The sequence below is a fragment of the Paraburkholderia sp. MM5482-R2 genome, assembly GCF_050436125.1.
Taxonomy (GTDB): domain Bacteria; phylum Pseudomonadota; class Gammaproteobacteria; order Burkholderiales; family Burkholderiaceae; genus Paraburkholderia; species Paraburkholderia tuberum.
This window is the reverse complement of record NZ_JBNDLP010000002.1, coordinates 2,462,281-2,486,246: the sequence shown is the minus strand read 5'-3', so window position 1 is coordinate 2,486,246 and position 23,966 is coordinate 2,462,281. Positions and strand designations below refer to the sequence as shown.

Below are 23,966 nucleotides of genomic sequence, written 5' to 3'. Positions count from 1 at the left end.
TCGATCCGGGGGGGCTTACTCGTGGTGGCCGAACTGCCGCAGCACGGCGGGGTTTTCGACGGTCGACATGTCCTGTGCGAGCGTTTCTCCCTTCGCGACCGAACGCAGCAGACGCCGCACGACCTTGCCGGAGCGCGTCTTCGGCATGCTGTCGCCGAAGCGGATTTCCTTCGGTTTGGCGATCGGCCCGATTTCCTTGCCGACCCACGCGCGCAACTGGTCGGCGAGCTGCCTTGCTTCGGTGCCTTGCGGGCGCGGTCCCTTGAGCACGACGAACGCGACGATGGCTTCGCCGATGGTCTCGTCGGGCCTGCCGACGACCGCGGCCTCCGCGACCAGCGGATGCGCGGCGAGCGCCGATTCGATTTCCATCGTGCCCATGCGGTGGCCGGACACGTTCAGCACGTCGTCGATGCGGCCGGTGATCGTGAAGTAGCCGGTCTGCGCATCGCGGATCGCGCCGTCGCCGGCCAGATAGAGCTTGCCGCCCAGGTCCGCGGGGTAGTAGCCGCTGCGGAACCGCTGGGGATTGCCCCAGATCGCGCGCGCCATCGACGGCCACGGCTCCTTGACGACCAGCAGCCCGCCCTGGCCGTTCGGCAGTTCGCAGCCGGTTTCGTCGACGATCGCCACCTCGATGCCAGGCAGCGGCAACGTGCACGATCCCGCGACGAGCGGTGTTGCGCCCGGCAGCGGCGTGATCATGTGGCCGCCCGTTTCGGTTTGCCAGAAGGTGTCGAGCACCGGACAGCGCCCGCCGCCGACTTCGCGCGCAAACCACTCCCACGCGCTCGGATTGATCGGCTCGCCGACGGTGCCGAGCAAACGCAACGAGTCGAGGTCGAAGCGGCGCGGATGCACGCCGCTGTCCGTCTCGGCGGCCTTGATCAGCGAGCGGATCGCGGTGGGCGCCGTATAGAAGATGCTGACCTTGTGCCGCGCGATCATCTCCCAGAACCGTCCCGCGTCCGGCCACGTCGGCACGCCCTCGAAAATCACCTGGGTCGCGCCGACCGCGGTCGGGCCATAGCAGATGTAGCTGTGCCCCGTGATCCAGCCGATGTCGGCCGTGCACCAGTACACGTCGTCCGCGCGGAGGTCGAAGGTCCACTTCATCGTGACGGCGGCCCACAGCAGATAGCCCGCCGTACTGTGCTGCACGCCCTTCGGCGTGCCGGTCGAACCGGACGTGTACAGCACGAACAGCGGATGCTCGGCACCGACCCATTCGGGCTCGCAGGTGTCGGGTTGGGCCGCTTCGAGTTCGTGCAGCCAGCAGTCGCGCGGTTCGTCCCACAGGATCGAGCCGCCCGTGCGCCGATAGACGATCACGGTATGGATGCCGTCGGTGCCTGCCATTTTCAGCGCTTCGTCGACGACGGATTTCAACGGCAGGTTCTTGCCGCCGCGCATCTGCTCGTCGGCGGTAATGACGGCGACGGCGCCGACATCGATCATCCGTTCATGCAGCGACTTCGCCGAGAAGCCGCCGAACACGACCGAATGCAACGCGCCGATGCGCGCGCAGGCCTGCATCGCGACGACGCCTTCGATCGACATCGGCAGATAGATCATCACGCGGTCCCCACACGCGATGCCGCGCGCGCGCAGCGCGTTCGCGAGGCGGCACACGCGCGCATGCAGTTGCCGGTAGGTGACGGTCGTCACGCTGCCGTCGTCGGCCTCGAAAATGATCGCGGTCTTGTTGGCATTGCCGTCGTGCAGATGACGATCGAGGCAGTTGTACGACGCGTTCAACAGACCGTCGTCGAACCATTTGAAGAACGGTGCGTTCGATTCGTCGAGTACCTTGGTGAAGGGCCGGTGCCAGCTCAGATGCTCGCGCGCGAGCCGCGCCCAGAAGCCGGTCCGGTCGCTGCGCGCTTCGTTGACGAGCGCTTCGTAGGCGGCCATGCCGTCGATGGCCGTGTCCGTCAGAAGCGGCGGGGCGGCCGTTTCCGGCGCTTGATGGTTGATGGCGACAGTGGACATAGTCTCCTCGCTGGCTTGAATGAATGATATGGGACGGGCACACCGCGACTGCCGATATCCAACGATCGGCGGCGCGGCTGCGCGCATGACTCGAACAGTGCTCTGGATGTCGCGACCAGTGTGTTGCGGGAAGCAAGGGGCGCGATTGACCCAGATCAAGCGCGGGTGCGGCGCGTGGTCGCGCCGTAGGCCTCTATACTGTGCGTCGTCAAACACGAAGCCCGTCGACGGCGCCTTGCCCGCCGGCTCTCGAAATCGGCATCGTTCGAACCCGCACATCCATGGATACTGATTTGTCGTCGCCGCGCCGCTCACGGCTCACGCGAGTGATCGAGGTTTTCATCGTCTTTCTGAAACTCGGGCTGACCAGTTTCGGCGGTCCGATCGCTCACATCGGCTACTTCCGGCGCGAGTTCGTCGAGCGGCGCCGCTGGCTCGACGATGAAGCCTTCACCGACCTGATCGGCCTGTGCCAATTTCTGCCGGGACCCGCGAGCAGCCAGGCGGGGTTTTCGATCGGGCTGCTGCGGGCCGGGTGGGGTGGGGGGCTAGCGGCCTGGTGCGGCTTCACGCTGCCGTCGGTACTCGTGATGCTGGCCTTTGCCGCGATCGCGCCGGACCTGGGCGGCGCGATCGGCACGGGCGTGATTCACGGCCTGAAGCTCGTCGCGGTGGCCGTCGTCGCGCAGGCTGTCTGGGACATGGCGCGGCGTCTGTGTCCGGATCGCCGCCGTGCGGCGATCGCGCTCGCATCGCTCGGATTGCTCAGTGTGCCTGGCACCGTCTACGCCCAACTGATCGTGATCGGCGCCGGCGCCGTGCTCGGTGTCGCGCTGTGCCGGACCACGGCGGTGCAAGCGCCACGCGCCATTCCTCAGCGGGCCGGCGATTTTCAGGTGTCGCGCACGGCAGGCATCGTCGCGCTAATGGTCTTTTGCGCATTGCTGTTCGTGTTGCCGCTATGGGCGGCAAGCGGGACCTCGCAGGGCATCCGCGTATTCGATGCGTTCTATCGCTCCGGCGCGCTCGTGTTCGGAGGTGGCCACGTGGTGCTGCCGTTGTTGCAGCGGGCAACCGTCGCGACCGGATGGGTCGCGCCCAACGACTTCCTGGCCGGCTATGGCGCGGCCCAGGCCGTACCCGGACCGCTGTTCACGTTCGCGGCGTTTCTCGGCTGGATGATGGCGCTGCCACCCAGACACTGGAGCGGCGCACTGCTGGCGACAGTGGGCATCTTTCTGCCGGGTCTGCTGCTCGTTCTCGCCGCATTGCCGTGGTGGCAGGCGCTGCGCGCGCGTGCGGCGATGGCGGCGGCGCTTGCCGGCGTCAATGCCGCGGTGGTCGGCCTTTTGGCCGCCGCGCTTTATTCGCCGGTGTGGACGAGCGCGGTCCTGTCGGCGACGGATTTCGCCGTGGCGTGCATCGGCTTTTTGCTGTTGCTGCGCTGGAAGGTGCCCCCGCTTGCGGTCGTCGTGCTGTGTGTGGCGGCCGGCGTCGCGCAAACGGTGCTGCACCCGCTCTGACAGGCTGATCGCGCACGCCTTGCACCAGCACTGATCTGCATCAAGGCTGACAGCCGCGGGTCGGTTAGCCTGCAACGATGATCGCGCGGCCTTGGTGCGTTTGCGGCACCACGACGGTATCGCGCGAAACCCGACAGGCCGGAAGCCATTCGCGCGATGACGGACCACATGATCGACCACGGCCTCGGCGGCTACGGATTGGGCGGTGCCAGCGCGCACGACGGTCCGCGCGCCGTGCGGGCATGGCGCCACCTGCGCTGGGGGCTGTGCGCGCTGAGCTTTTGCGCGATCCCCGCGTTCTACGTCGAACTGACGGTGCCCACCCCGCTGGCGCTGAGCCTGTCGCGGACACTATACGTCGGCATGTTCGCCGGCTTCGCGTTGTCGTTCACCTGGCTGGCCCATCTGAGCAGACGGCCGAAGACGCTGCTCGCGAACAACTGGCTCGACCTGCTCATCGCGTTGGGCGCGGCGCTCAGCATCGGTTTCGGAACGCCGCCGTGGCAGCCCGTCGAATGGCTGCTGCGGCTGTCGTTCATGGGTGTCGTCGCGTTGCGCATCGTGCTGTCGCTGCGCGAGTTCGTCACGCCGAACCGGTTGATGTGGCTGTTGCTCGCCGGCGCGCTCGTGCTCGCGATGGCCGGCGCCGGATTTTACTGGCTCGAACCACACGTGCACTCGTACTCCGAAGGGCTGTGGCTTGCGTTCGAAAGCAGCGCGACCGTGGGCTATGGCGACATCGCGCCGACGACGCCCGCCTCGCGTGTGTTCGCGGCATTTGTCGTGCTGCTCGGCTACGGCATGTTGTCGCTGGTCTTCGCGAGCATCGCCGCGGCATTCATCGGCAAGGAAGAGAGGGCGTTGCGACGCGAGATGCATCGGGATATCAAGCATCTGAACGATGAAATCGTGCGCCTGCACGCTGAGCTGAAGGCGTTGCGGCAAACGCTCGACGCCGCCGCGCGACGCGGCGACGCCGCTGCGGGTTCCCTGACGCGCACGGGCGAATGACCATTTGCGCTGACAGGGCCGCGGCAAACGGGGCCAGCGCGGACCGTGCGGACTCCGCCTTGACGCACGTCAAATCCGCCATGGATTGCGTGATTAAGCTGGAGACGTCGCGGCGGCTCCGCTACCTCGCATCCGCCGATGCGGCACTTCATGCCCGTGGGGGGCGTCACCATGCACATTTCCTTTCCATCCTGCATGCCCGAATACTGCGCCCGCGATCTGGTGCTGGCGTTTCCGGCGCTCGTCGACGATCGGCCCGTGCAGTGCGCGATCACGGCCGAGGCGCTCGAAGACCATTTCGGCGCGCGCTCGCTGCGGGAAGACGATCTGCTCCAGGCGTTCCTCGCGCACCGTTCCCAGATCGAACAGGCCGCGCGGCGTCTGCTCGACGAGCTCGGCGCCAGGCCCGTGCTGCTGCATAGCGGGTTTTTCAGGTTTTGCGCGTGACGGGTCGGGCGGGCACGCTTGACGTGGATCGACGACTCGTCGTTGCGGCGGGTGATCCGCCGCGAGCGCTACGCCGGCACCTTCAGCCGCTCGTTCGCGCTCGGCGGCGAGGTCGACGAGGCGAACGCGAAGCCGAGTACAGGGATGGCGTGCTGTCGCTCAGCTTGCCGAAAAAGGCGTCGGGCGATCGCAAGCGGCTGACCATCGACTGACACGCGAGGATGGCGCGCTGTCACGGGCGCGCCTTTTTGTTGCGGCGAAGGTCCGGCTGAAGCGCGCGCCAGTCTGCAGGAAAGCGCTCGCGCACCTTCACACCCGAATGGGTGTGCTTCAGCGCGAGCAAGCCGATTGTTTCGTTATCGGTCGAGCGCCGGGCGGGCAAGTGAGCGGCTTACGCGTCGCCCGCTTTGCCCGGCAGCATGCGCTTGAGCACGTCGTCGCGCAGCACATAGTGATGAAACAGCGCGGCGGCGGCATGTCCCGCCGCGATGACGATGATGGCCCAGCCGACGAAATCATGAGCCTCACCAATGGCGTGATGCGTCGCCTTACTGGTCGGCGCGAACGGAGAGGGCATCCGCAGCCCGAAAAAGCTCATCGATTCGTTGCCGGACCATCGCAGTACGAAACCCAGTACCGCTTCGCCGACCAGCAGCGCGTACAGAACATAGTGGACGCCTTTCGCGGCCAGCTCGACCCATCCCGCGGCAGACACGGGAGTTTGATGTCCGGGTATCAGACGCCACCCAATGCGCACGATCAACACGGCCGAAAGCAATATTCCAAACGACATGTGGGAAACGATCATCAGGTGACGCGTGGGTTTAGGCGCAAACCCCCAGGTTTGGGCGAGTCCAAATTGGGCCAACACCAGAATCACCGTGATCCAATGCAACAGGATCGAGAAAGAGTCGTATTGCGTGCGGTCATCGCCGGCTGCGATTCGCGTCGCCGTCGCGGTCGCGGATGAATGTTTGAGGTTGGTCATCGGATCGAGCGAACAGGATGGAAACGTTGAGGCTGAGACGCCACAAAAAACGCTGGCTGAGCTTGCACGCGGAGTGCCATCACCACGGGCGCAGCAAGCTCGCGGTGCTCGCGACATTTGACGTACCCAGCCCGCTAGCGGCAGCGGAGCGTACCAGGACCTGCTGAACAACTTCTTCAGGGTATGCCAAGCGCCGCACTAGCGCCACATTCAGTCTTACGATTGTGCAGCCGTGCATGCCACGCTGTCGCTTCTCGTATTCCGCTAAGATCGTGCCGGAACTCACCGCCCTAAAAGACTGCGGCGCCACCTAGGCCCAATCTCAAGCTCAAACACGCAATGGACCGTATCGACGCCATGAAGGTATTCGTCGCCACGCTCGACGAGGGCAGTCTGGCGGGCGCAGGCCGTCGGCTGGGCCGCTCGCCCGCGGCTGTGAGCCGGGCCATCGCGTTTCTGGAGACGCACACGGGCACGCCGCTGCTACACCGCACCACGCGCACGATCCGGCTCAGCGAGGCGGGCGAGCGCTATGCGCTGGCGTGCCGGCGCATCCTCGCGGATCTGGAGGAGGCGGACCTGCTGGCAGCCGACGAGCGCTCCGCGCCGCGCGGACTGCTAGGCGTGACGGCGGCGGTGGCGGTGGGCGAGGAGGTGCTGCGCCCGATTGTCGATTCGTTTCTCGATCGCCATCCCCAGGCGTCGATCCGCCTGCACCTGCTCGACCGGCCCGTGAGCCTCGTCGACGAGGGCATCGACGTGGCGTTGCGCATCGCTCATCTACAGGACTCCACGCTCGTCGCCATTCCGGTGGGCGAGGTGAGGCGGGTGGTGGTCGCTTCGCCCGACTATCTCGCCACGCACCCGGCCATCGATGTCCCCGCCGATCTGGCCAGCCATCCGATCATCTCGATGACGCATTTCGGGCTCGATTCGTGGAGCTTTCCGGCGGCCCGTCTAACGGCGCTGCCGCAGGTCGTCCGGTTCACGCCGCGCTTCATCGTCAACACGATTCGCGCTGCGCTGTCTTCGGCCGTGGCCGGGCATGGCGTCACGCGGCTTTTCTCCTATCACGTGGCCGAGCAGGTCAAGGCCGGCGCGCTGAAAATCGTGCTGCGCGACAGCGAGCATGCGCCGTTGCCCGTCAACCTGGTGACGCCGCACGGGCGCCTTGCGGTGCCGAAGGTGCGCGGTTTCGTCGATTTCGCCACGCCGCTGCTGCGCGAGTATTTCGAGTGGGCTCAGCAAATCACCGACGCCGATCGACGCTGATTCGATCGCCGCGCGGAAGAATGACTTACGCAGTGCGGTGATTCTCCCGAGATGCGAGTCGTTCTAGACTGGCTCCCATATTCATCGGGTGCTTAACAGCACCGGTCCATGGGAGTCGTCATGCAGCAAGCCATCTCGAATCCGGCCGCTCCGGCCGGCTACAACGTCTGGCGGGGCACGCTCGCCGGGGCCAGCGCGAGCCTGATCGGCATCGGTCTCGCGCGCTTTGCCTATACGCCGCTTTTGCCGGCTATCATCGGCGCGCACTGGTTTCCCGCCTCGAGCGCGGCCTATCTCGGCGCGGCGAACCTCGGCGGCTATCTGGCCGGCGCACTGCTGGCGGGCGCGATGGTACGCGTGGCGAAACCCGCCACCGTGCTGCGCGCGATGATGCTGCTCGCGACCATCGCCTTCGTGGCCTGCGCGGTGCCCGTGTCGTTCCTGTGGTTTTTCATCTGGCGCCTGGCCTCGGGGCTCTCGGGCGGCGCGTTGATGGTGCTCGCCGCACCCACGATCCTCGCGCACGTGCCGGCGGCGCGCCGGGGCTTCGCGAGCGGTGGCATCTTCACGGGGATCGGGCTCGGCATCGCGGCCTCGGGCACGATCGTGCCGATTCTGTTGCGTCAGGGGCTCACGTGGACCTGGCTCGGGCTCGCGGCCGTTTCGCTCGCGCTGACCGCCGTCGCGTGGAACGGCTGGCCCGAGCACACCGCACCCGCGCACGCCGCTGCACGTTCGCGCTTCGAAACAGCGCCGGCCTATCCTCGTGCCGGCCTGCGCGCGCTCTATGCCGAGTATGGTCTGAACGCGGTGGGGCTCGTGCCGCACATGCTGTTCCTCGTCGATTTCGTTGCGCGCGGGCTTGGCCGCGGCGTCGATGCGGGCGCCGAATTCTGGGTGCTGTACGGCCTCGGCGCGATCGTCGGGCCGCTCGCGGCGGGGCATCTCGCCGATCGCGCGGGTTTCGGCCGCGCGCTGCGCGTCGCGTATCTGGTGCAGGCCGTTGCGGTCGCGATTCCCGCCGCGGGCTTGTTCGGGTCGGCGGGGCTGATGGTCTCCGCCTTTGTCGTGGGCGCATTCACGCCGGGTATCGTGCCGCTGGCGCTCGGCCGCGTGAACGAGTTGCTCGCGCACCATCCGTCCGCCGTCAAGGGCGCATGGAGCCGCGCAACGACGAGCTTCGCCGTGATGCAGGCGCTGGCGGCCTACGGTCTTTCGTTCGTGTTCTCTTCAAGCGGCGGCAATTATCTGGTGCTCTACGCGATTGGCGCGGTGGCGCTTCTGCTCGCACTCGGCGTCGATCTGTTTTCCGCACGGAGCGTGAAATGAATGCCACGGTTTCCTCTTCACCGGCGGCGCTCGTGCCGACGCACCTGCAGCGCGACGCGCGGCCACGCGGCTACGCCGAGCGCAACCTCCAGTACTGGCGGCGCAATCTGGTCGTCTGCGTGATCGGCTCGTTCACGACGCTCGTGAGCCTCAGCATGCTGCTGCCGTTCCTGCCGCTTTACGTGCGGCAACTGGGCGTCAGCTCGCCGTCCGCCGTGATCCAGTGGTCGGGCATCGCCTTCGGCGCGACCTTCCTCGGCACCGCTCTTACCGCGCCACTGTGGGGGCGTCTGGCCGACCGTTTCGGCCGCAAACCCATGCTTGTTCGTGCGGCGATCGGTATGGCCCTGGTGATGTCGTTGATCGGCGTGGCGCACAATGTCTACGAACTGGTCGCGCTGCGTCTGATCGCAGGTCTGGTGGGCGGCTATGCATCGGCTTCCACGGTGATGGTGGGCACCCAGGCGCCGCGCGAGCGCGCGGGTTGGGCGCTCGGCATACTTTCGACGGGCGCGCTCGCGGGCAATCTGGTCGGGCCGCTCATCGGCGGCGTGCTGCCAGACTGGATCGGCATTCGCGGCACGTTCTTCGCGGGCGGGGCGATGATCGCGGCGGCGGCGCTGCTCACCATCTTCGTGGTGAAGGAAGAGTTTCACCCGGATAGCGACGCGAAAGCTCATGCGCGCGGCACCGCCGACGTGCCCGCCCGACGCACCAATTACGCGGTGGTGGCCGCGCTCCTCGTGACCGCGATGATGGTGCTGCTCGCCAACATGTCGATCGAGCCGATCATCACCGTGTATATCGGCGGCCTTGGCGTGAATGCCACGCATCTGGCGCGCGTGGCCGGCGTGGTTATGGCATGCTCGGCGCTCGGAAGCATGCTGACGGCCGTGCGCCTCGGCGCGCTGGCCGACCGGTTCGGGAGCTGGCGCGTGATCGTTGTCTGCCTCGTGCTCACGGGGCTGGCGATGGTGCCGCAAGCCTTCGTCACGCACTGGTGGCAGCTCGCGGCTTTGCGCGTGCTGATGGGTATGACGCTCGCGGGCCTGTTGCCCTCGATCGGCAAGCTGGCGCGGCAATCGGTGGATGAAAGCAGGACCGGCCGCATGCTTGGTTATCTGCAATCGGCGCAATTCAGCGGCCAGGTGGTGGGACCGGTGATCGGCGGCGTGATCGGCGTTCATCTCGGGCTGCACGCGGTGTTCTTCGTGACCGGCGCGCTGCTGATCGCTTGCGGCGGCCTCGCGGGCTGGGCGCACCGCCGCGCTGGGGCCTGACATGCTGGCAAGCTGGCAGGCACATCGAATCGTTTAACGCATCCGGTGGGAAGGGAACATGAGCACACAAGCGGATAATCGCGCGTTACTGCGCACGCTCGGCATCGACAAGCCGATCATTCAGGCGCCCATGGCCGGCGTCACCACGCCGGCGCTGGCCGCCGCGGTGTCGAACGCGGGCGGTCTCGGCTCGCTCGGCGTTGCCGCGATGAACGCGGAGAACGCGCGCCGCGCGATCCATCAGACTCGCGAGCTAACGACGAAGCCTTTCAACGTCAACGTGTTCTGCCATCGCCCGGCGACACCCGATGCGGCCGTCGAGCGTGCATGGCTCGACTGGCTCGAACCGGTGTTCCGGCAATACGGCGCGACGCCGCCGCAAGCGCTCTGCGAGATCTACACGAGCTTCGTCGTCGACACCACGATGCAGGCGATGCTGCTCGCGGAGAAGCCGGCCGTCGTGAGCTTCCATTTCGGCTTGCCGCCCGATGCGGTGATCGCGCAACTGAAGCACGCGGGCATCCGTTTGCTGGCGAGCGCGACGAATCTCGACGAAGCGGCGGCGGCCGTCGAGGCGGGTGTCGATGCGATCGTCGCGCAGGGCATCGAAGCGGGCGGTCATCGCGGCGTGTTCGACACGACCGGGCGCGACGAACGCCTCGGCACGTTCGCGCTGACGCGCCTGCTCGCGAGCGAGTTCGACCTGCCCGTGATCGCGGCGGGCGGCATCATGGACGGCGCCGGCATCGCGGCCGCGCTAGCGCTGGGCGCGCAGGCTGCGCAATTGGGCACGGCGTTCGTCGCGTGCCCGGAAACCTCGATCGACGACGGCTATCGCCGCGCGCTGCTCAGCGATGCGGCGCGCTCGACGACGTTCACGTCGGCCATTTCGGGGCGGCTCGCGCGCAGCATCGTCAATCGCTTCACCGCGCTCGGCGAGGACCCGCAAGCCCCGCGCACGCCGTCCTATCCGATCACCTATGACGCGGGCAAGGCGCTCAATGCAGCCGCCAAGGCCAAGGGTGAATTCGGCTACGGCGCGCAATGGGCGGGCCAGGCCGCGCCGCTTGCGCGTTCGCTGCCTGCCGGCGAACTGATGGCGCAACTGGAACGCGAAACGCGAGAAAGTATCGAGCGGCTCCAATCGGCGTGGAACTAGCAGTCCAGCTTCAATACCATCGCAGAGACGGAACTCATCGGCACGCGTGGTGCATGCGCGGGCCGATGTCCGATTAGCTTCCAGCCTCGGTTCCGCACCCATGCATTCGGTCCAGCGTGGCCGCGATCGACGGGTTCTCAAGCCAATAAAACAAAGGCGGACAGGCATGCAACGCAAATTCGACGATCTCCTGCTGGGCAGCATCGAGCTCTTCTGTCTCGCGGCGGAGCTGGACAGCTTCACGCTGGCGGCCAACTCCGCGAGTGTCACACCGGCGGCGGTGAGCCGCTCGGTGGCGCGGCTCGAGGAACGGCTCGGCGTGCGCCTGTTCGTGCGCACTACGCGCCAGATCCGTCTGACCGACGCGGGGCGGCGCTACTTCGAGCAGTGCCGGCAAGCGCTGTCGCAACTGATGGACGCCGAGCGCGAAGTGACGGGCGAGCAGACCACGCCGGCCGGCGTGCTGCGCATCAGCATGCCGACGCCGTATGGGCACTATCGCGTGTTGCCGCTGCTGCCGGCGTTTCGCGAGCGCTATCCGCAAGTCCGGGTCGAGACGCATCTGAGCAACCGCAACATCGATTTCGCGGACGAAGGTTTCGATCTCGCGATACGCGGACGCGCGCCGGCCGATTCAAACCTCGTCGCGCGCAAGCTCGAAGACGCGGAAATGGTCGTGGTGGCGGCGCCCGCCTATCTGAAGCGCGCGGGCGTGCCGAAAACCGTCGAGGACCTGCGGGCGCACGAGTGCATCCAGTTCGAACTGCCGAGCAGCGGGCGTCATCTCGCCTGGACCTTCGAGGGTTCGCCTGAAGATGGCGACGTGCTGACGACGGGAAACTATGGAACGTCGGGCGATGCGCTCGCCGGCGTGACGCTCGCGCGTGCTGGCGCGGGCCTGTTTCAGACGTATCGCTTCGTCGTGGAGGACGACCTGCGCGAAGGTCGGCTCGTGGAAGTGTTGCGCGAAGCGGGCGGACGCACGCGACCATTCATTCTGCTTTATCCGCACGCGCGCTACCTGACCTCGCGCGTGCGAGCTTTCGTCGAATTTCTCGTCGAGCAGTTGGCCAAACCCGCGACGCCCGCGCCGAACACGCGCGCGCATTGAGCGGCGCGCGCCGCTTCATCGCATGGCCCGCTCAGTGGCCTGCGCTCTGGCCGCCGTCCACATGCAGAATCTCGCCGGTCACGAACGGTGCCGAGTCGAGATAGAGGATCGCATTCACGATGTCGCTCATCTCGCCCATATGACCCACTGGATGCAATGCGCCAAGCGCCGCATGCGTTTCGGGCGCGTGCATCGGTGACTTGATGATGCCGGGCGAAACCGCGTTGGCGCGAATTCCGCGCTTCGCATACTCGATCGCGAGCGAGCGGGTCGCGGCGGCGAGGCCCCCCTTGGTCAGCGAGGCCAGCACCGACGGCACGCCGTCAATCGCGTGATCCACGAGGCTCGTCGTGATGCTGACCACGTGCCCGCGCTCATGCTTCTCCATCTCGGCGATCGCGAGCTGCGTGATGTGGAAGAAGCCCGCGAGATTGATGCCGGTGATCGTCGCGTAATCTTCCGCGGTGTATTGGGTGAACGGCTTGGCGACAAAAATGCCGGCATTGTTGACGAGCGTATCGACACGACCGAAACGCGCCACGGCGGTCTCGATCACCCGTCGAGCCGTGTCCGGATCGGCGATGTCACCGGCCACGGTGACGAGGTTGGGATCGTCGGACGGCTTGATGCCGCGCGATGTCGCGACCACGTTATGGCCGAGCTTGCGAAATGCCTTGACGGTTTCGGCGCCGATGCCTTGCGATGCACCGGTGACCACGATGACTTTGGGAGACTGACTCATAGTGAACCTCGAAGTAGGTTGGATCAGCAATCTGTGATCGGCCTGATGGCTCCGATAGCTACTAATTTATGAGGTCGTGCTCCTCTTTTGCACACAAGGCGCAGACAAACAGTTGTGCGCCGCAGGAACAAGCGGTGAGTGATGGCGCGTGTCGGCAGTGGTCCTGTTGGTGTCGGCCGGTCTGTCGCGCGCATCCGCGTTCACGATGCCTGCGTTCGCGGGTCGTGATCGAATTCGAGTCTGATGCCGCCCGGCTCGTACACCATCGTGTGGCGTTTGGGCCCGCCGCCGAGGTCTTCGGGCGCGAATTCGACTTTGACGCCCGGCCAGGCGGACACGCGCGCGAAGATGTCCTGCAGTGCTTCTTCGCTGCCCACGCGCAGCGCAAGATGATGCAGTCCGACATGGACCTTGCGATCGAATTCGACGAGGCGGCTTGAATCGGTGACCTGCCAGAGCGTCACCACGACGTGTCCGTCCGACACGAACGCAGCCGGATAGGCAGGCCTTTCTCCCACCTGCTGCCAGCCCAGACACTTCACGAAGAAGTCGCGTGTGAGGTTCAGATCGCGGACGGTGAGTCCGACGTGATCGATACCCAGCGTAAGCGGTTTGTCAGTCATCCTTCTGTCACTCCTGAAGTGAGAGCGGGCAGCGCCCGAATCCGCGCCGGAAAGATTTTCGCCCCAAGGAATCGCGACAATAGTCGCCGGCAGTTCAATTCAGTTTTTACACCATGTAGCGCATACGGCGAGGAAATCCGCTTGCATCAATCTGCATAGTCAAATATATTAAAGTCAGATATCGAGGAGGCGACCGATGGATGATTCGATCAACGAAGACTTTGAGCGCACGCAGAAGCTGGTGTCCGTGCTGGGTCAGGCGCGTCAGCTGATTGCAAGCGAACTCGAGGCGGGGCTCGCGGATGCAGGACTGAATCTGCAGGAGCGCGGCGTTCTGCTTACGCTAGCGCGCGGGAGAGTGAAAACACCGGCCGCACTGTCGAAATTGGCGGGCGTCCACCCGGCCCGGATGACCCGAGTGCTGGACAAGCTCGAAAACAGCGGACTGATCGAGCGCGCCCGCAACGGCAGGGATCGTCGTCTCGTGGATGTGTCGTTGACGCAGGAAGGGCAGACCGTCGCCGCCCGGAACACACGGGTTATCCAGGGAGCATGGAGCGAGCGGCTTTCGCATTTCTCGAAGTCCGATTTCGACGCGTTGAGCCTGCTGCTTTTAAGACTGCTCGACCGCTGAGGCGGCATTTTTTTAACCATTTATCTGACATTGCAGATAATCGCCCGCGACTGACGGGCGCTTCGAACCGAGACGAGGACGTGACATGAATCCATCGGCCAACCCGGGCGCGCCGGCCCAACTGACTGGCGCAAAATTTGCACTCGGCACGTTTGCGGTGGCGCTCGCCACCTTCATGAACGTGCTGGATTCGTCGATCGCCAACGTCGCGATTCCTACGCTGTCCGGCAGCCTCGGTGTGTCGATCGACGAAGGCACATGGGTCATCACGCTGTTTGCCGCGGCCAACGCGGTGTCGATTCCGTTGACAGGGTGGCTCACGCAGCGCATCGGCCAGGTCAGGCTGTTCGTCTGGGCGATCCTGCTGTTCGTGCTGTCATCGGCGGCGTGCGGGCTCGCTCCGAACCTGATGGTGCTGCTCGCCGCCCGTGTCGTGCAGGGCGCGGTGGCGGGGCCGCTGGTGCCGTTGTCGCAGGCCATGCTGCTCGCGTCGTTTCCGAAGGAAAAAAGTTCGAACGCGCTGGCGCTGTGGGCCATGACGGCGACGGTCGGGCCGATCGCGGGCCCGGCGCTCGGCGGCTGGATCACCGACAGCTACAGCTGGTCGTGGATTTTCTACATCAACGTGCCGGTCGGCCTGTTTGCCGCCGGCGCGATCTGGGCGATCTACCGCGACCGCGAGACGCCGGCCCGCAAACTTCCGATCGACAAGGTCGGACTGATCTCGCTGATCGCATGGGTCGCGCCGCTGCAGATCATGCTCGACAAGGGCCGCGACCTCGACTGGTTCAGCTCGCCGGTGATCTGGGTGCTGACGATCGTCGCCGTGGTCAGCTTCCTGTTCTTCCTGATCTGGGAATTGACCGAGGAAAAACCGATCGTCAACCTGCGGCTTTTCGCCAGACGTAACTTTCTCGGCGGCACGATTGCGATTTCGGTCGCCTATGCCATCTTCTTCGCCAATCTCGTGATCCTGCCGCAGTGGATTCAGGGCTTTCTCGGCTACCGGGCGGTGGACGCGGGGCTCGTGACCGCGCCGCTCGGCATTTTCGCCGTGATCCTCGCGCCGGTGATGGGCAAGATCATGCCTCGTTCGGACATGCGGGTGCTTGCCACGCTTGCGTTCGTCGGATTCGCCGGCGTGTTCTTCATGCGCTCGAACTACACGACCGGCGTCGACGCCTGGACACTGGTGTTGCCAACGCTGCTGCAAGGCATTCCAACCGCGCTGTTCTTCACGCCGCTCACCGCGATCATTCTGTCGGGTCTGAAGCCGGAGGAGATTCCGGCGGCGGCGGGTCTGTCCAACTTCGTGCGCATTTTCGCGGGAGCGGTGGGCACGTCGCTGATGAGCACCGCGTGGAACGACCGTACGATCCTGCACCATGCGCGCCTTGCCGAGCAAACGAGCGTGGACGATCCTGGCTTTACCGGCGCGATCGCGCACTTGCAGGCGGCGCTGGACGCGGGCGTTCCCAAGGCCACGGCCTTTTACGAAGCCTCGCTGAACGCGCAGGCGACGATGCTCGGCCTGAACGACATCTTCTGGATCTCGGCGGTGATCTTTGTCGTCATCATCCCGCTGATCTGGGTGACGAAGCCGGCCAAGGGTGGTGCCGCGGGCGCGGCAGCCACCGGCGGACATTGAATCCAATCTGGCAACCCGGTTCGGACGGAAAGTGAAACACACAATCCTCTTCTTGACGTTATCTGATAATGCAGATATTGTTCAAATCAACGAGGAGGACACCGCCATGGACCATTACACGACGAAGAACTTCATGCTTACCGAGAGTATCGGCTTCAGGCTCGTCAAGGCCCGCAACGTCGTCGTGGCGGAGATGGACGCGGCACTCAAGGACCTCGACATCAACGGCCAGCAAATGGGCATCCTGCTTTCGCTGAAGCAGGGTGTGGCAAGCACGCCTTTCGAACTGTCGAAGCTGCTCGGAATCGACACCGGCCTGATGACACGAATGCTGGACAAGCTGGAATCCAAGGGGCTGCTGAAACGATCCCGCGACCCGCAAGATCGCCGCGTGGTCAATTTGACGTTGACCGCCGAGGGGCAGAAAACCGCCGCACGGATTCCGGAAGTCGCACCGCATGTGTTGAACGCCCGCTTGCGCAAATTCACGAAGGGCGAGTTTGCCGAGCTGGACCGCCTGCTTCGCAAGTTCACAGGCGATTGAGCGGCGCGGCCGTGTGCCGCGCTTTTTTTCATCCATTAATCTGATTTGTCAGAAAATGAAAACGCAGACTTCTAGGGCAAACACCGTCGCCCGTTCGCTGAAGCTCGGTGTTTCGGTGATCTCCTTCGCGGTGCTGGCGGCATGTGCAAACTATGCGGGCATCCACAGCGACAAGCAGATCGATCAACCACGGCAACTGGAAACGTCCCAGAGCCTCCCGCAAGAGCAGGGGCACTGGCCATCCGCCGACTGGGTCGACCAGTTCGGCGACGCGCAACTGAAAGCATTGATCGCCGAGGCACTGCAAGGTAGTCCGACGCTCGACCAGGCGCGCGCGCGAGTCGAGCAGGCGCAAGCCTATAGCGAAACGGCGAGGGCGAACACGCTGCCGCGCGTCGATGCGTCGTACACGCTGACGCGCCAGCAGTACAGCAGCACCGCGTTGATTCCGCCGCCGTACGCCGGCTCCTGGCAGACCGAGAACAAGGGGCTGCTGAGCGCTTCTTACGATCTCGACCTGTGGGGCAAGAACCGCGAGGCGCTGCGCGCGGCTGTCTCGGAGGCGTCCGCGAGCGAGGCCGACGTGGAAGTCGTCAGGCTCACGCTCGACACCTCGATCGCCCGCACTTACAACGAGCTGGCGCGGCTCTACGCATTGCGCGACATCGCGCAGCAGGAAGTCGCGCGGCGCGAGCAGATCGACCGCATCACCGCGAGCCGCATCGCAAACGGCCTCGATACCGAAGTGGAGCGCAAGACGGCCGAGGCGAATCTGTCCACGAGCCGTGCCCGCGTCAGCGCGCTCGACGGCAGCATCCTGACCACCCGGTATCAACTGGCGGCGCTGCTTGGCAAGGGTCCCGACCGTGGACTCGCGATCACGCGGCCGACGCTCGGCGTCGGCGACGACGTGCGTTTGCCGGACAACCTGCCGGCCGATCTGCTGGGCCGCCGGCCCGACATCGTCGCGGCGCGCTGGCGCGTCGATGCGATCACGCACGAGGTGAAGGAAGCGAAGGCCGAGTTCTATCCCGACATCAACCTGAGCGCCGCGATCGGTTTCGACGCGTTCGGCTTCGGCCGCCTTTTGAGCGCCGCGAGTCGCACCGCCTCGGTGGGCTCGGCGATCCATCTGCCGATCTTCGATGGGGGTGAGTTGCGCGCGCAGTTGAAGGGCCGCTACGCCGAGTTCGACTATGCGGTGGCGACCTACAACCAGACGCTGATCGGCGCGCTGAGCGGCGTGGCGACGCAGATCGCGCAGATCCGCTCGAGCGACGCGCAGCTCGGCGATGCGCAGGCCGCGCAGCAGGCCGCGAGCGATGCCGATCGACTGGCGACCACGCAATACAAGGCCGGCCTCACCAACCAGCTGACCGTACTCAACGCCGACGTCACCGCGCTGAACGCCGACGAGGCGATCGCCAATCTGAAAATGAACCGCCGCGACCAGCAGATCGAGCTCGCGTCGGCGTTAGGCGGCGGCTACGTCGATACGTCGGCCAGCACCGGCCATCACGCGGACGTCGCCGCCGTCCCGACCCGTCAAGCCAATGCCGCGGTTGCCGCACGTTGAACGGCAGGTCGGAAAACCTATCAGGAGAACTGCAATGAGCGATTCGATCACGACCGACCGCGAACTGGCGGATCGGGAAGACGAACAGAAGACCGGCGGGCAAGCGCCTGCCGCGCCCCAAGACGATAACAAGGCCATGCCGCCGGCACGCCGCAAACGCCTGATCGCGCTGCTCGGCGCTGCGGTCATGCTCGCGGGCGCGGCCTACGGCGGGTACTACCTGACCGAGGGCCGATATCACGAAGTGACCGACGACGCGTACGTCAGCGGCAATCTCGTGCAACTGACGCCGCAGGTCACCGGCACCGTGATCGCCGTCAACACCGACGACACGCAGATCGTGAAGCAGGGCGACCCTGTGGTCACGCTCGATCCGGCCGATGCAAAACTGGCGCTTGCCGATGCCGAAGCGCAACTCGGCCAGACCGTGCGACGCGTGAGCGGCCTGTATGTCAACAACGACTTCTACGCGGCGAACGTCGCTCAGCGCGAAGCCGATCTGGGCCGCGCCCGCGACGACCTGCGCCGCCGCGCGGCCGTCGCGGACACGGGCGCCGTGTCCGCCGAGGACATCGCACACGCCCGCGACGCGGTCAGCGTCGCACAGGCCGCGCTCGAAGCCGCGCGCCAGCAGGGTGAAGCCAACCATGCGCTGACCGATCGCACCACGGTCGAGCAGCATCCGGACGTGCAGGCCGCCGCCGCGAAAGTGCGGACCGCGTGGCTCGCATATGCGCGCGATACCTTGCCGGCGCCGGTGACCGGCTACGTCGCGCAGCGCCGGGTGCAGGTCGGCCAGCGGGTCGCGCCCGGCACGCCGCTGATGGCGATCGTGCCGCTCGACGGCGTATGGGTCGACGCGAACTTCAAGGAAGTGCAGCTCAAGCACATGCGGATCGGCCAGCCGGTCACGCTGACATCGGACGTGTACGGTAGAGGCGTGCGGTATCACGGGCGTATCGAGGGCTTTTCGGCCGGCACCGGCAGCGCGTTCGCGACGCTGCCGGCGCAGAACGCCACCGGCAACTGGATCAAGATCGTGCAGCGGCTGCCGGTTCGCATCGCGCTCGACCCGGCCGAGCTGGCAGCGCATCCGCTGCGTATCGGCCTGTCGATGGCGGTCGACGCCGACACGCGCGACGAATCCGGTTCGCAGTTGGGCGCGGCGCAGAACACGCGCTATCGCACCGATGTTTTCGCGCACTACGATGCGCAGGCCGACGCCGAGATCGACAAGATCATCAAGCAAAACGAAATGGTCTCGCGCGCGATGGCCGCGCAATCGCAATCGCAACGCGTGGCGTCGCACGAGCACAAGGCAAATGCGGGTTGAAGCGCGTCAAGCGCAGCCTGTCGCGACACAGCGTGAAGCGGCAGGTCACCGAGGCGGGGCTCAACGGCCGAGCGCCGCCTCGTCCTCGGCCAATGCCGTCGGTACGGCCTCGCGCAGGAAATCCACGAAAGTTCTGATTTTGGCGTCCAGATACTGGCGCGACGCGTGGACCGTGAAGGCCGTCAGTTTCTGCAGCCGATACTGCGGCAGCACGCGCACCAGTGCGCCGGTGTCGAGCAAGGGCAGGGCGCTCGGCATCGGCAGCGCACCGATACCCACCCCTTCGCGCAGCGCGACATCGAGCGCGTCAGGAAGGTTGATTTCGACCGCCGCCTTCGGAAGCTCGACCGTTTCACGGCCGTTGGGTCCGTCCAGATGCGAGCGATCGCGCGGGAAAATCGACATGACGAGTTGTAGGCACGTGTGACCCCGAATGACCTGTACCGTGCGTGACGTACCGCGCGCGTGCAGATAAGCTGCCGTGAAGCTTCCTTCTTCGGCGATGCGGACGAATATCCGCATCATGTTGAGCTTGTCCATTACAAATGCACGCGAATCTGATCCGTAAATGCCCGTATCAGTTCTTCATTGCGCGACAGGAAAATCCATTGACCGACTCGCTTCGGAACCAGCAGTCCCGCTTCGACGAGCACGGCGATATGCATTGATACCGTCGACTGGGCCAGACCGCTGCGCGCCTGAATGGCGTGCACGGGTACGCCGCGGCCATGGTTGACATAGGCGTTCGGAAAGGTCTCGGCGGGGGCTCTCAACCACGCGAGGATGTCACGCCGCAGCGGATTCGCGAGCGCTTTGTGAATCAGGTTCGTGTCGATCATCAATAGTTCCGTGCGCGCTTGGCGCTTCGTGCCGGCGGCATCAACAACGCCGTGGCGATCGTTCCCGCAGCATGTTCGCCGAGGTCTTCCCGCACGAGCGACAGGGCGAGATGCATGCCCGCACTCGCGCCACCCGAGGAGTACAGGTTGCCATCCTTCAGGCAGCCAGGATTCGACATCACATGGACCAGCGGATATTCGGCCGCGAGGCGATCAGCGTCGCGCCAATGCGTGGTCAGCCAGCGGCGATCGGCGAGACCGGCTCTTGCAAGCAGAAACGCGCCGTTCGAAATGCAGGCGAGCCTTCGGGTCCTTGGCGCCGCATCGCTCAACCAGTCCACGAGTTCGCGATGCTCACGGACAGAACTGACCACCGGGGAGCCAGGCACCACGACGATATCGAATGGCGGGCGCGTATCGAACAGGCACTCGGTCGTACCCACGGCCGTCCCGTTCGACGAAAACACCGGCCCCGGCGACGGCCCGATCAGATGCGATTCATAGAGGACGCCGCCATACAGGCGGTTTGCCTGATGAAACACATCCATCGGACCGCTGACCTCGAGCAGTTGAAATCCCGCATAGAGCATCATCGCGACACGCATGCACACTCAGCCGGTGAACGCTCGCGACACGAGCGCAGATTGTCTCGCCACATGCGCCGCATACGATCCCGGCGCAGTCGATGCGCAAGCATCAGGTCCCGCGTACAGCAACGTCGTGCCGGCAGGCAGAATCTCGCGTAGCAGCGGCTCGACGAAACTCCATGCGCCCTGGTTGCGTGCTTGCTCCTGGCACCAGGCCACGCTCTTCAGGTTCGGGTAGCGGGCGAACTCGGCGGCCAGTTGTTGCGCCGGAAACGGATAGAGCTGCTCGACGCGGATGATCGGGGTGTCGGTCATACCGGCGCTGCGGCGATGCTCGAGCAATTCGAAGTAGACCTTGCCGCTCGTCACGATCACACGCTCCACATCAGTCGCGCGCGACGCGTCGATCTGGGTGTCCTGCAGAACCTCCCGGAATTCGCCGTGACTCAACTCGTCGAACGTGCTGGTCGCTTCCGGGTGGCGCAGCAGCGACTTGGGCGTCATCACGACGAGCGGGCGCCGTTCAGAGGCGCGGGCCTGCATCAGCAGCAAATGGAACAGTTGCGCGGGCGTGGTCGGTTCCGCAACCCGCATATTGTTTTGGGCACTCAATTGCAGGTAGCGCTCGAGCCTCGCCGACGCGTGCTCGGGGCCCTGGCCTTCCTGCCCGTGAGGCAGGAATAGCGTCAGGCCGCTGTGTTGTCCCCACTTGGCCGCGCCCGCCGCGATGAACTGGTCGATCACGACCTGCGCGCCATTGGCGAAATCACCGAATTGCGCTTCCCAGATCACCAGCGCATTGCGATTCACCGTCGAATAGCCATACTCGAATGCCAGCACGGCAGCCTCGGAGAGAATCGAGTTCGTCACGGTGAACCGGCCTTGGGTTGCGCCGATATGATCGAGTGGAACATAGACCCCATCGGGACGATTTATCCGTGTCTGATCGTGCAGAACTGCGTGCCGGTGATTGAACGTCCCGCGTGCGCTGTCCTGCCCGCTCAGTCGGATACTGATCCCGGCCACGAGCAACGATGCGAATGCCAGATGTTCGCCCATGCCCCAGTCGAGCTGGCGTTTTCCGGATGCCATTGCCTGACGCCCGTTCATCATCTTCCTGACGAGCGGATGCAGCGTCAGGTCCGCGGGGACGGTCGAGATCCGCTGCGCGAGGCCGCGCAGATCGTCGGCCGACGGGACGAGATGGCGAGCCGGGCCTGTTTGCGCGGCTGAGCGCGAGCGCCTGCCGGCTTCCTCGTGCAGCGGCGAAGCATAGGAACCCACGGTTTCATGCGCGCGCTCGAGAAGTTCACGACGCGTGCTGACGTAGCGTTGCGCCTCGTCGGCCGTCAGCACGCCTTGCTGGATCAGCCGGTTCGCGTAGCGTGTCCTCACGCCTGGATGACTCGCGATCGAGCGATACATCAGCGGTTGAGTGATGGCGGGCGTGTCCTGTTCCTGATGCCCGTACTTGCGAAAGCAAACGAGATCGATGACGACGCTGCGTTTGAACGTGCTGCGATAGTCGAGGGCGAGCCGCGCCGCCATCGCGACCGCTTCGGGGTCGTCGCCATTGACGTGCAGGATCGGCGCCTCGATCATCTTCGCGACGTCCGTCGTATAGAACGACGAACGCGTGTCGCGCGGATCGGAAGTCGTGAAACCGATCTGGTTGTTGACGACGACGTGGACGGTGCCACCCGTGCCGTGTCCGCGCGTATAGGAAAGGCTCAGCGTTTCCATGACCACGCCCTGTCCGGTCATCGCCGCGTCGCCGTGAATTTCGACCGGCAGCACGTCGTCGCCGTCGGCGCTGCCGGTGAGATCCGCCTTCGCGCGCGCCATACCTTGCACGACCGGGTTCACGATTTCCAGATGCGACGGGTTGAACGCGAGCGTTACCTCAACCGGTCCGGCGTCGGTCACGACCGAACTGGTAAAGCCCTTGTGATACTTGACATCGCCGGCCGTCAGTTTTTCGGCGTCCTTGCCGTCGAATTCGTCGAACAGCGCGCGCAGCGGCTTGCCGACGACATTCACGAGCACATTCAAGCGGCCGCGGTGCGCCATGCCCATCACGAGCGCGCGCAGCTTCTTCGACGCGCCATACCGGACCAGTTCGTCGAGCAGCACGATCAACGACTCGCCGCCTTCGAGCGAGAAGCGCGTTTGTCCGACATAGCGCGCGTGCAGGTGTTTTTCGAGCCCCTCGGCTGCGCTCAAACGCTCCAGCAGTCGCAGTTTCTCAGCGACATGCAGCGACGGCGTGGCGCGCGTGGATTCGAGCCGTATCTGCCACCAGCGCCGCTGCTGCGCGTCGGCGAGGTGCATGAACTCGGCGCCGAGTGTGCCGGTGTACGTTTGCGCGAGCGCGGCAACGATATCCTTCAGCTTCGCGTCGTCCTCGAAGAGAAACGTGTCGGCGGTGCTGAACGTGGTCGACATATCGGCGGCCGACAGGCCGTAGTAGGCCGGCGTCAATTCAGCGTAGGAGCGTGGCGGCGTCCACGCCAGCGGGTCGAGATCGGCCACGCGCGCGCCGATCATCCGGAACGCGGCGATCAGCGTTTGCACCGCTACCTGCTTTCTCGCGAGGCCCAGAGCGTCGGCGGCCTCCTTATTGGCCTGCTTATTGGCCTGCTTATCGGGCTCGCTACCGGCTTCGTTGCTGGCCGCGACGACGGCACGCGGCGTTCGTTTAGCCAGATCGACGAAGCTGGAGATCACCGGTGCGTGCGGCTGGTCGTCACGATCGCTGCCATCGATGGCGGGGGTGTCGCGCAACGCGTCGAACCACGTCCGCCACTCGGCTGTGACCGCATTCGGGTCAGCCAGGTAAAGCTCATATTGCTCTTCGACGTAGGGGGCGTTGCCCCCGAACAGGAAAGAGCTCTGACGTTCCTTCAACATGATGAATCTGCCCTTGCTCGCTGTGCGGCCGTGAGCCGGCCGCAACATATGGAGTGACGACTATCGTTGCTTGTAGCCACCCACCGAACAGCCAGGCATCGACGCGCGTCACAAGCGCCGTCCTTGGCGGGAGACCTCCCGGCACGCCCGGGTGATATCCCCAGTCGCAGTCGTGTAGACAGTCTAGTTAATCGATGCTGTGGCGGAAATGCGCGGATGGTGCGTTCGTCTGCCAACTAGTCGAAGTTTTGGGCCACGCGCGCAGTGCTGGCTTACCTAGTGTCGGGCATCGTTGCGGCGAGAGATTTGTTACGCCCAGACACAATAGTTTTTCCGGGCGCTGACGGCATCAGCGGCCGATGATGCGGTAAGCTGCCGCCACCGCATCGCAAACATAGTTCCCACCATGAAGGTCACG

General features: G+C 65.2%; 20 protein-coding genes and 2 pseudogenes. 14 read left to right on the top strand and 8 right to left on the bottom strand.

The features are described 5' to 3' along the window. Nucleotides 1-15: 15 nt before the first annotated feature. The gene (acs, locus tag OKW37_RS14325; RefSeq protein WP_429405757.1) at nt 16-1,992 is read right to left on the bottom strand and encodes an acetate--CoA ligase; all 1,977 of its coding nucleotides are present in this window, start codon (nt 1,990-1,992) and stop codon (nt 16-18) included. Between the two features lie 281 nt (nt 1,993-2,273). On the opposite strand from acs, the gene chrA reads away from it, so the two are divergent. From chrA to OKW37_RS14305, 4 genes and pseudogenes are all read left to right on the top strand, one after another. Next, the gene (gene chrA / locus OKW37_RS14320; protein ID WP_429405759.1) at nt 2,274-3,515 is read left to right on the top strand and encodes a chromate efflux transporter; all 1,242 of its coding nucleotides are present in this window, start codon (nt 2,274-2,276) and stop codon (nt 3,513-3,515) included. Nucleotides 3,516-3,671: 156 nt separating this feature from the next. Then, complete coding sequence (locus OKW37_RS14315) at nt 3,672-4,526, top strand: potassium channel family protein (protein ID WP_429405761.1); 855 nt, start codon at nt 3,672-3,674, stop codon at nt 4,524-4,526. Between the two features lie 171 nt (nt 4,527-4,697). Then, on the top strand, nt 4,698-4,973 hold the full coding sequence (locus OKW37_RS14310; RefSeq protein ID WP_184022848.1) for a DUF1488 domain-containing protein: 276 nt from the start codon (nt 4,698-4,700) through the stop codon (nt 4,971-4,973). 48 nt (nt 4,974-5,021) lie between these two features. After that, nucleotides 5,022-5,185, top strand: a pseudogene (locus tag OKW37_RS14305) (Hsp20/alpha crystallin family protein); the annotation flags it as partial. Nucleotides 5,186-5,364: 179 nt separating this feature from the next. Here OKW37_RS14305 and OKW37_RS14300 read toward each other — a convergent pair. After that, nucleotides 5,365-6,078 carry a cytochrome b gene (locus OKW37_RS14300; RefSeq protein WP_429405763.1) on the bottom strand — a complete coding sequence of 238 codons (714 nt, stop codon included), beginning with the start codon at nt 6,076-6,078 and terminating at the stop codon, nt 5,365-5,367. A gap of 222 nt (nt 6,079-6,300) precedes the next feature. Here OKW37_RS14300 and OKW37_RS14295 point away from each other — a divergent pair, with 222 nt between their 5' ends. The 5 genes from OKW37_RS14295 to OKW37_RS14275 all read left to right on the top strand — a co-directional run bounded on the left by OKW37_RS14295 (nt 6,301) and on the right by OKW37_RS14275 (nt 12,112). After that, a complete protein-coding gene (locus tag OKW37_RS14295) occupies nt 6,301-7,233 on the top strand; it encodes a LysR family transcriptional regulator (RefSeq protein WP_429405765.1) in 933 nt (310 codons plus the stop codon). A 120-nt stretch (nt 7,234-7,353) separates the two neighbouring features. Further along, the gene (locus OKW37_RS14290) at nt 7,354-8,562 is read left to right on the top strand and encodes a YbfB/YjiJ family MFS transporter (protein ID WP_429405767.1); all 1,209 of its coding nucleotides are present in this window, start codon (nt 7,354-7,356) and stop codon (nt 8,560-8,562) included. Beyond that, on the top strand, nt 8,559-9,842 hold the full coding sequence (locus tag OKW37_RS14285; protein ID WP_429405769.1) for an MFS transporter: 1,284 nt from the start codon (nt 8,559-8,561) through the stop codon (nt 9,840-9,842). Before OKW37_RS14290 ends, OKW37_RS14285 begins: the two co-directional genes overlap by 4 nt. 58 nt (nt 9,843-9,900) lie before the next feature. Further along, the gene (locus OKW37_RS14280) at nt 9,901-11,001 is read left to right on the top strand and encodes an NAD(P)H-dependent flavin oxidoreductase (RefSeq protein WP_429405771.1); all 1,101 of its coding nucleotides are present in this window, start codon (nt 9,901-9,903) and stop codon (nt 10,999-11,001) included. 166 nt (nt 11,002-11,167) lie between these two features. Continuing rightward, entirely contained in the window at nt 11,168-12,112 is a 945-nt protein-coding gene (locus OKW37_RS14275; RefSeq protein ID WP_429405773.1) for a LysR substrate-binding domain-containing protein, read from the top strand. A 31-nt stretch (nt 12,113-12,143) separates the two neighbouring features. Here the strand turns inward: OKW37_RS14275 and OKW37_RS14270 are convergent, their stop codons facing one another. Further along, on the bottom strand, nt 12,144-12,854 hold the full coding sequence (locus OKW37_RS14270; RefSeq protein ID WP_429405775.1) for an SDR family NAD(P)-dependent oxidoreductase: 711 nt from the start codon (nt 12,852-12,854) through the stop codon (nt 12,144-12,146). 200 nt (nt 12,855-13,054) lie between these two features. Continuing rightward, a complete protein-coding gene (locus tag OKW37_RS14265) occupies nt 13,055-13,477 on the bottom strand; it encodes a VOC family protein (RefSeq protein WP_090805131.1) in 423 nt (140 codons plus the stop codon). 196 nt (nt 13,478-13,673) lie between these two features. Here OKW37_RS14265 and OKW37_RS14260 point away from each other — a divergent pair, with 196 nt between their 5' ends. The 5 genes from OKW37_RS14260 to OKW37_RS14240 all read left to right on the top strand — a co-directional run bounded on the left by OKW37_RS14260 (nt 13,674) and on the right by OKW37_RS14240 (nt 19,212). Then, complete coding sequence (locus OKW37_RS14260) at nt 13,674-14,111, top strand: MarR family winged helix-turn-helix transcriptional regulator (protein ID WP_429405778.1); 438 nt, start codon at nt 13,674-13,676, stop codon at nt 14,109-14,111. A gap of 85 nt (nt 14,112-14,196) precedes the next feature. Continuing rightward, complete coding sequence (locus OKW37_RS14255; protein ID WP_429405780.1) at nt 14,197-15,759, top strand: DHA2 family efflux MFS transporter permease subunit; 1,563 nt, start codon at nt 14,197-14,199, stop codon at nt 15,757-15,759. A 106-nt stretch (nt 15,760-15,865) separates the two neighbouring features. After that, nucleotides 15,866-16,303, top strand: coding sequence for a MarR family winged helix-turn-helix transcriptional regulator (locus OKW37_RS14250; RefSeq protein WP_184043431.1), 438 nt, complete (start codon nt 15,866-15,868; stop codon nt 16,301-16,303). A gap of 55 nt (nt 16,304-16,358) precedes the next feature. Next, on the top strand, nt 16,359-17,879 hold the full coding sequence (locus OKW37_RS14245; RefSeq protein ID WP_429405782.1) for an efflux transporter outer membrane subunit: 1,521 nt from the start codon (nt 16,359-16,361) through the stop codon (nt 17,877-17,879). Nucleotides 17,880-17,913: 34 nt separating this feature from the next. Further along, nucleotides 17,914-19,212, top strand: a complete 1,299-nt coding sequence (locus tag OKW37_RS14240) for an HlyD family efflux transporter periplasmic adaptor subunit (protein ID WP_429405785.1) — start codon at nt 17,914-17,916, stop codon at nt 19,210-19,212. 60 nt (nt 19,213-19,272) lie between these two features. Here the strand turns inward: OKW37_RS14240 and OKW37_RS14235 are convergent. The 4 genes and pseudogenes from OKW37_RS14235 to OKW37_RS14220 all read right to left on the bottom strand — a co-directional run. Continuing rightward, nucleotides 19,273-19,689 (bottom strand): annotated as a pseudogene (locus OKW37_RS14235) (LysR substrate-binding domain-containing protein); the annotation flags it as partial. 62 nt (nt 19,690-19,751) lie between these two features. Beyond that, nucleotides 19,752-20,051 carry an ArsR/SmtB family transcription factor gene (locus OKW37_RS14230; RefSeq protein ID WP_184043439.1) on the bottom strand — a complete coding sequence of 100 codons (300 nt, stop codon included), beginning with the start codon at nt 20,049-20,051 and terminating at the stop codon, nt 19,752-19,754. Further along, nucleotides 20,051-20,656, bottom strand: a complete 606-nt coding sequence (locus tag OKW37_RS14225; RefSeq protein ID WP_429405787.1) for an AraC family transcriptional regulator — start codon at nt 20,654-20,656, stop codon at nt 20,051-20,053. The genes OKW37_RS14230 and OKW37_RS14225 overlap by 1 nt, the downstream gene beginning before the upstream one ends. 6 nt (nt 20,657-20,662) lie before the next feature. Next, on the bottom strand, nt 20,663-23,548 hold the full coding sequence (locus tag OKW37_RS14220; RefSeq protein ID WP_429405789.1) for a 2-oxoglutarate dehydrogenase E1 component: 2,886 nt from the start codon (nt 23,546-23,548) through the stop codon (nt 20,663-20,665). Nucleotides 23,549-23,966: the final 418 nt, after the last annotated feature.

Excerpts from the sequence above, each read along its gene's own strand:
- acs (WP_429405757.1), bottom strand. The coding sequence starts at position 1,992 with ATGTCCACTGTCGCCATCAACCATCAAGCGCCGGAAACGGCCGCCCCG.
- chrA (WP_429405759.1), top strand. The coding sequence starts at position 2,274 with ATGGATACTGATTTGTCGTCGCCGCGCCGCTCACGGCTCACGCGAGTG.
- OKW37_RS14315 (WP_429405761.1), top strand. The coding sequence starts at position 3,672 with ATGACGGACCACATGATCGACCACGGCCTCGGCGGCTACGGATTGGGC.
- OKW37_RS14310 (WP_184022848.1), top strand. The coding sequence starts at position 4,698 with ATGCACATTTCCTTTCCATCCTGCATGCCCGAATACTGCGCCCGCGAT.
- OKW37_RS14300 (WP_429405763.1), bottom strand. The coding sequence starts at position 6,078 with ATGTCGCGAGCACCGCGAGCTTGCTGCGCCCGTGGTGATGGCACTCCG.
- OKW37_RS14295 (WP_429405765.1), top strand. The coding sequence starts at position 6,301 with ATGGACCGTATCGACGCCATGAAGGTATTCGTCGCCACGCTCGACGAG.
- OKW37_RS14290 (WP_429405767.1), top strand. The coding sequence starts at position 7,354 with ATGCAGCAAGCCATCTCGAATCCGGCCGCTCCGGCCGGCTACAACGTC.
- OKW37_RS14285 (WP_429405769.1), top strand. The coding sequence starts at position 8,559 with ATGAATGCCACGGTTTCCTCTTCACCGGCGGCGCTCGTGCCGACGCAC.
- OKW37_RS14280 (WP_429405771.1), top strand. The coding sequence starts at position 9,901 with ATGAGCACACAAGCGGATAATCGCGCGTTACTGCGCACGCTCGGCATC.
- OKW37_RS14275 (WP_429405773.1), top strand. The coding sequence starts at position 11,168 with ATGCAACGCAAATTCGACGATCTCCTGCTGGGCAGCATCGAGCTCTTC.
- OKW37_RS14270 (WP_429405775.1), bottom strand. The coding sequence starts at position 12,854 with ATGAGTCAGTCTCCCAAAGTCATCGTGGTCACCGGTGCATCGCAAGGC.
- OKW37_RS14265 (WP_090805131.1), bottom strand. The coding sequence starts at position 13,477 with ATGACTGACAAACCGCTTACGCTGGGTATCGATCACGTCGGACTCACC.
- OKW37_RS14260 (WP_429405778.1), top strand. The coding sequence starts at position 13,674 with ATGGATGATTCGATCAACGAAGACTTTGAGCGCACGCAGAAGCTGGTG.
- OKW37_RS14255 (WP_429405780.1), top strand. The coding sequence starts at position 14,197 with ATGAATCCATCGGCCAACCCGGGCGCGCCGGCCCAACTGACTGGCGCA.
- OKW37_RS14250 (WP_184043431.1), top strand. The coding sequence starts at position 15,866 with ATGGACCATTACACGACGAAGAACTTCATGCTTACCGAGAGTATCGGC.
- OKW37_RS14245 (WP_429405782.1), top strand. The coding sequence starts at position 16,359 with ATGAAAACGCAGACTTCTAGGGCAAACACCGTCGCCCGTTCGCTGAAG.
- OKW37_RS14240 (WP_429405785.1), top strand. The coding sequence starts at position 17,914 with ATGAGCGATTCGATCACGACCGACCGCGAACTGGCGGATCGGGAAGAC.
- OKW37_RS14230 (WP_184043439.1), bottom strand. The coding sequence starts at position 20,051 with ATGATCGACACGAACCTGATTCACAAAGCGCTCGCGAATCCGCTGCGG.
- OKW37_RS14225 (WP_429405787.1), bottom strand. The coding sequence starts at position 20,656 with ATGCGTGTCGCGATGATGCTCTATGCGGGATTTCAACTGCTCGAGGTC.
- OKW37_RS14220 (WP_429405789.1), bottom strand. The coding sequence starts at position 23,548 with ATGTTGAAGGAACGTCAGAGCTCTTTCCTGTTCGGGGGCAACGCCCCC.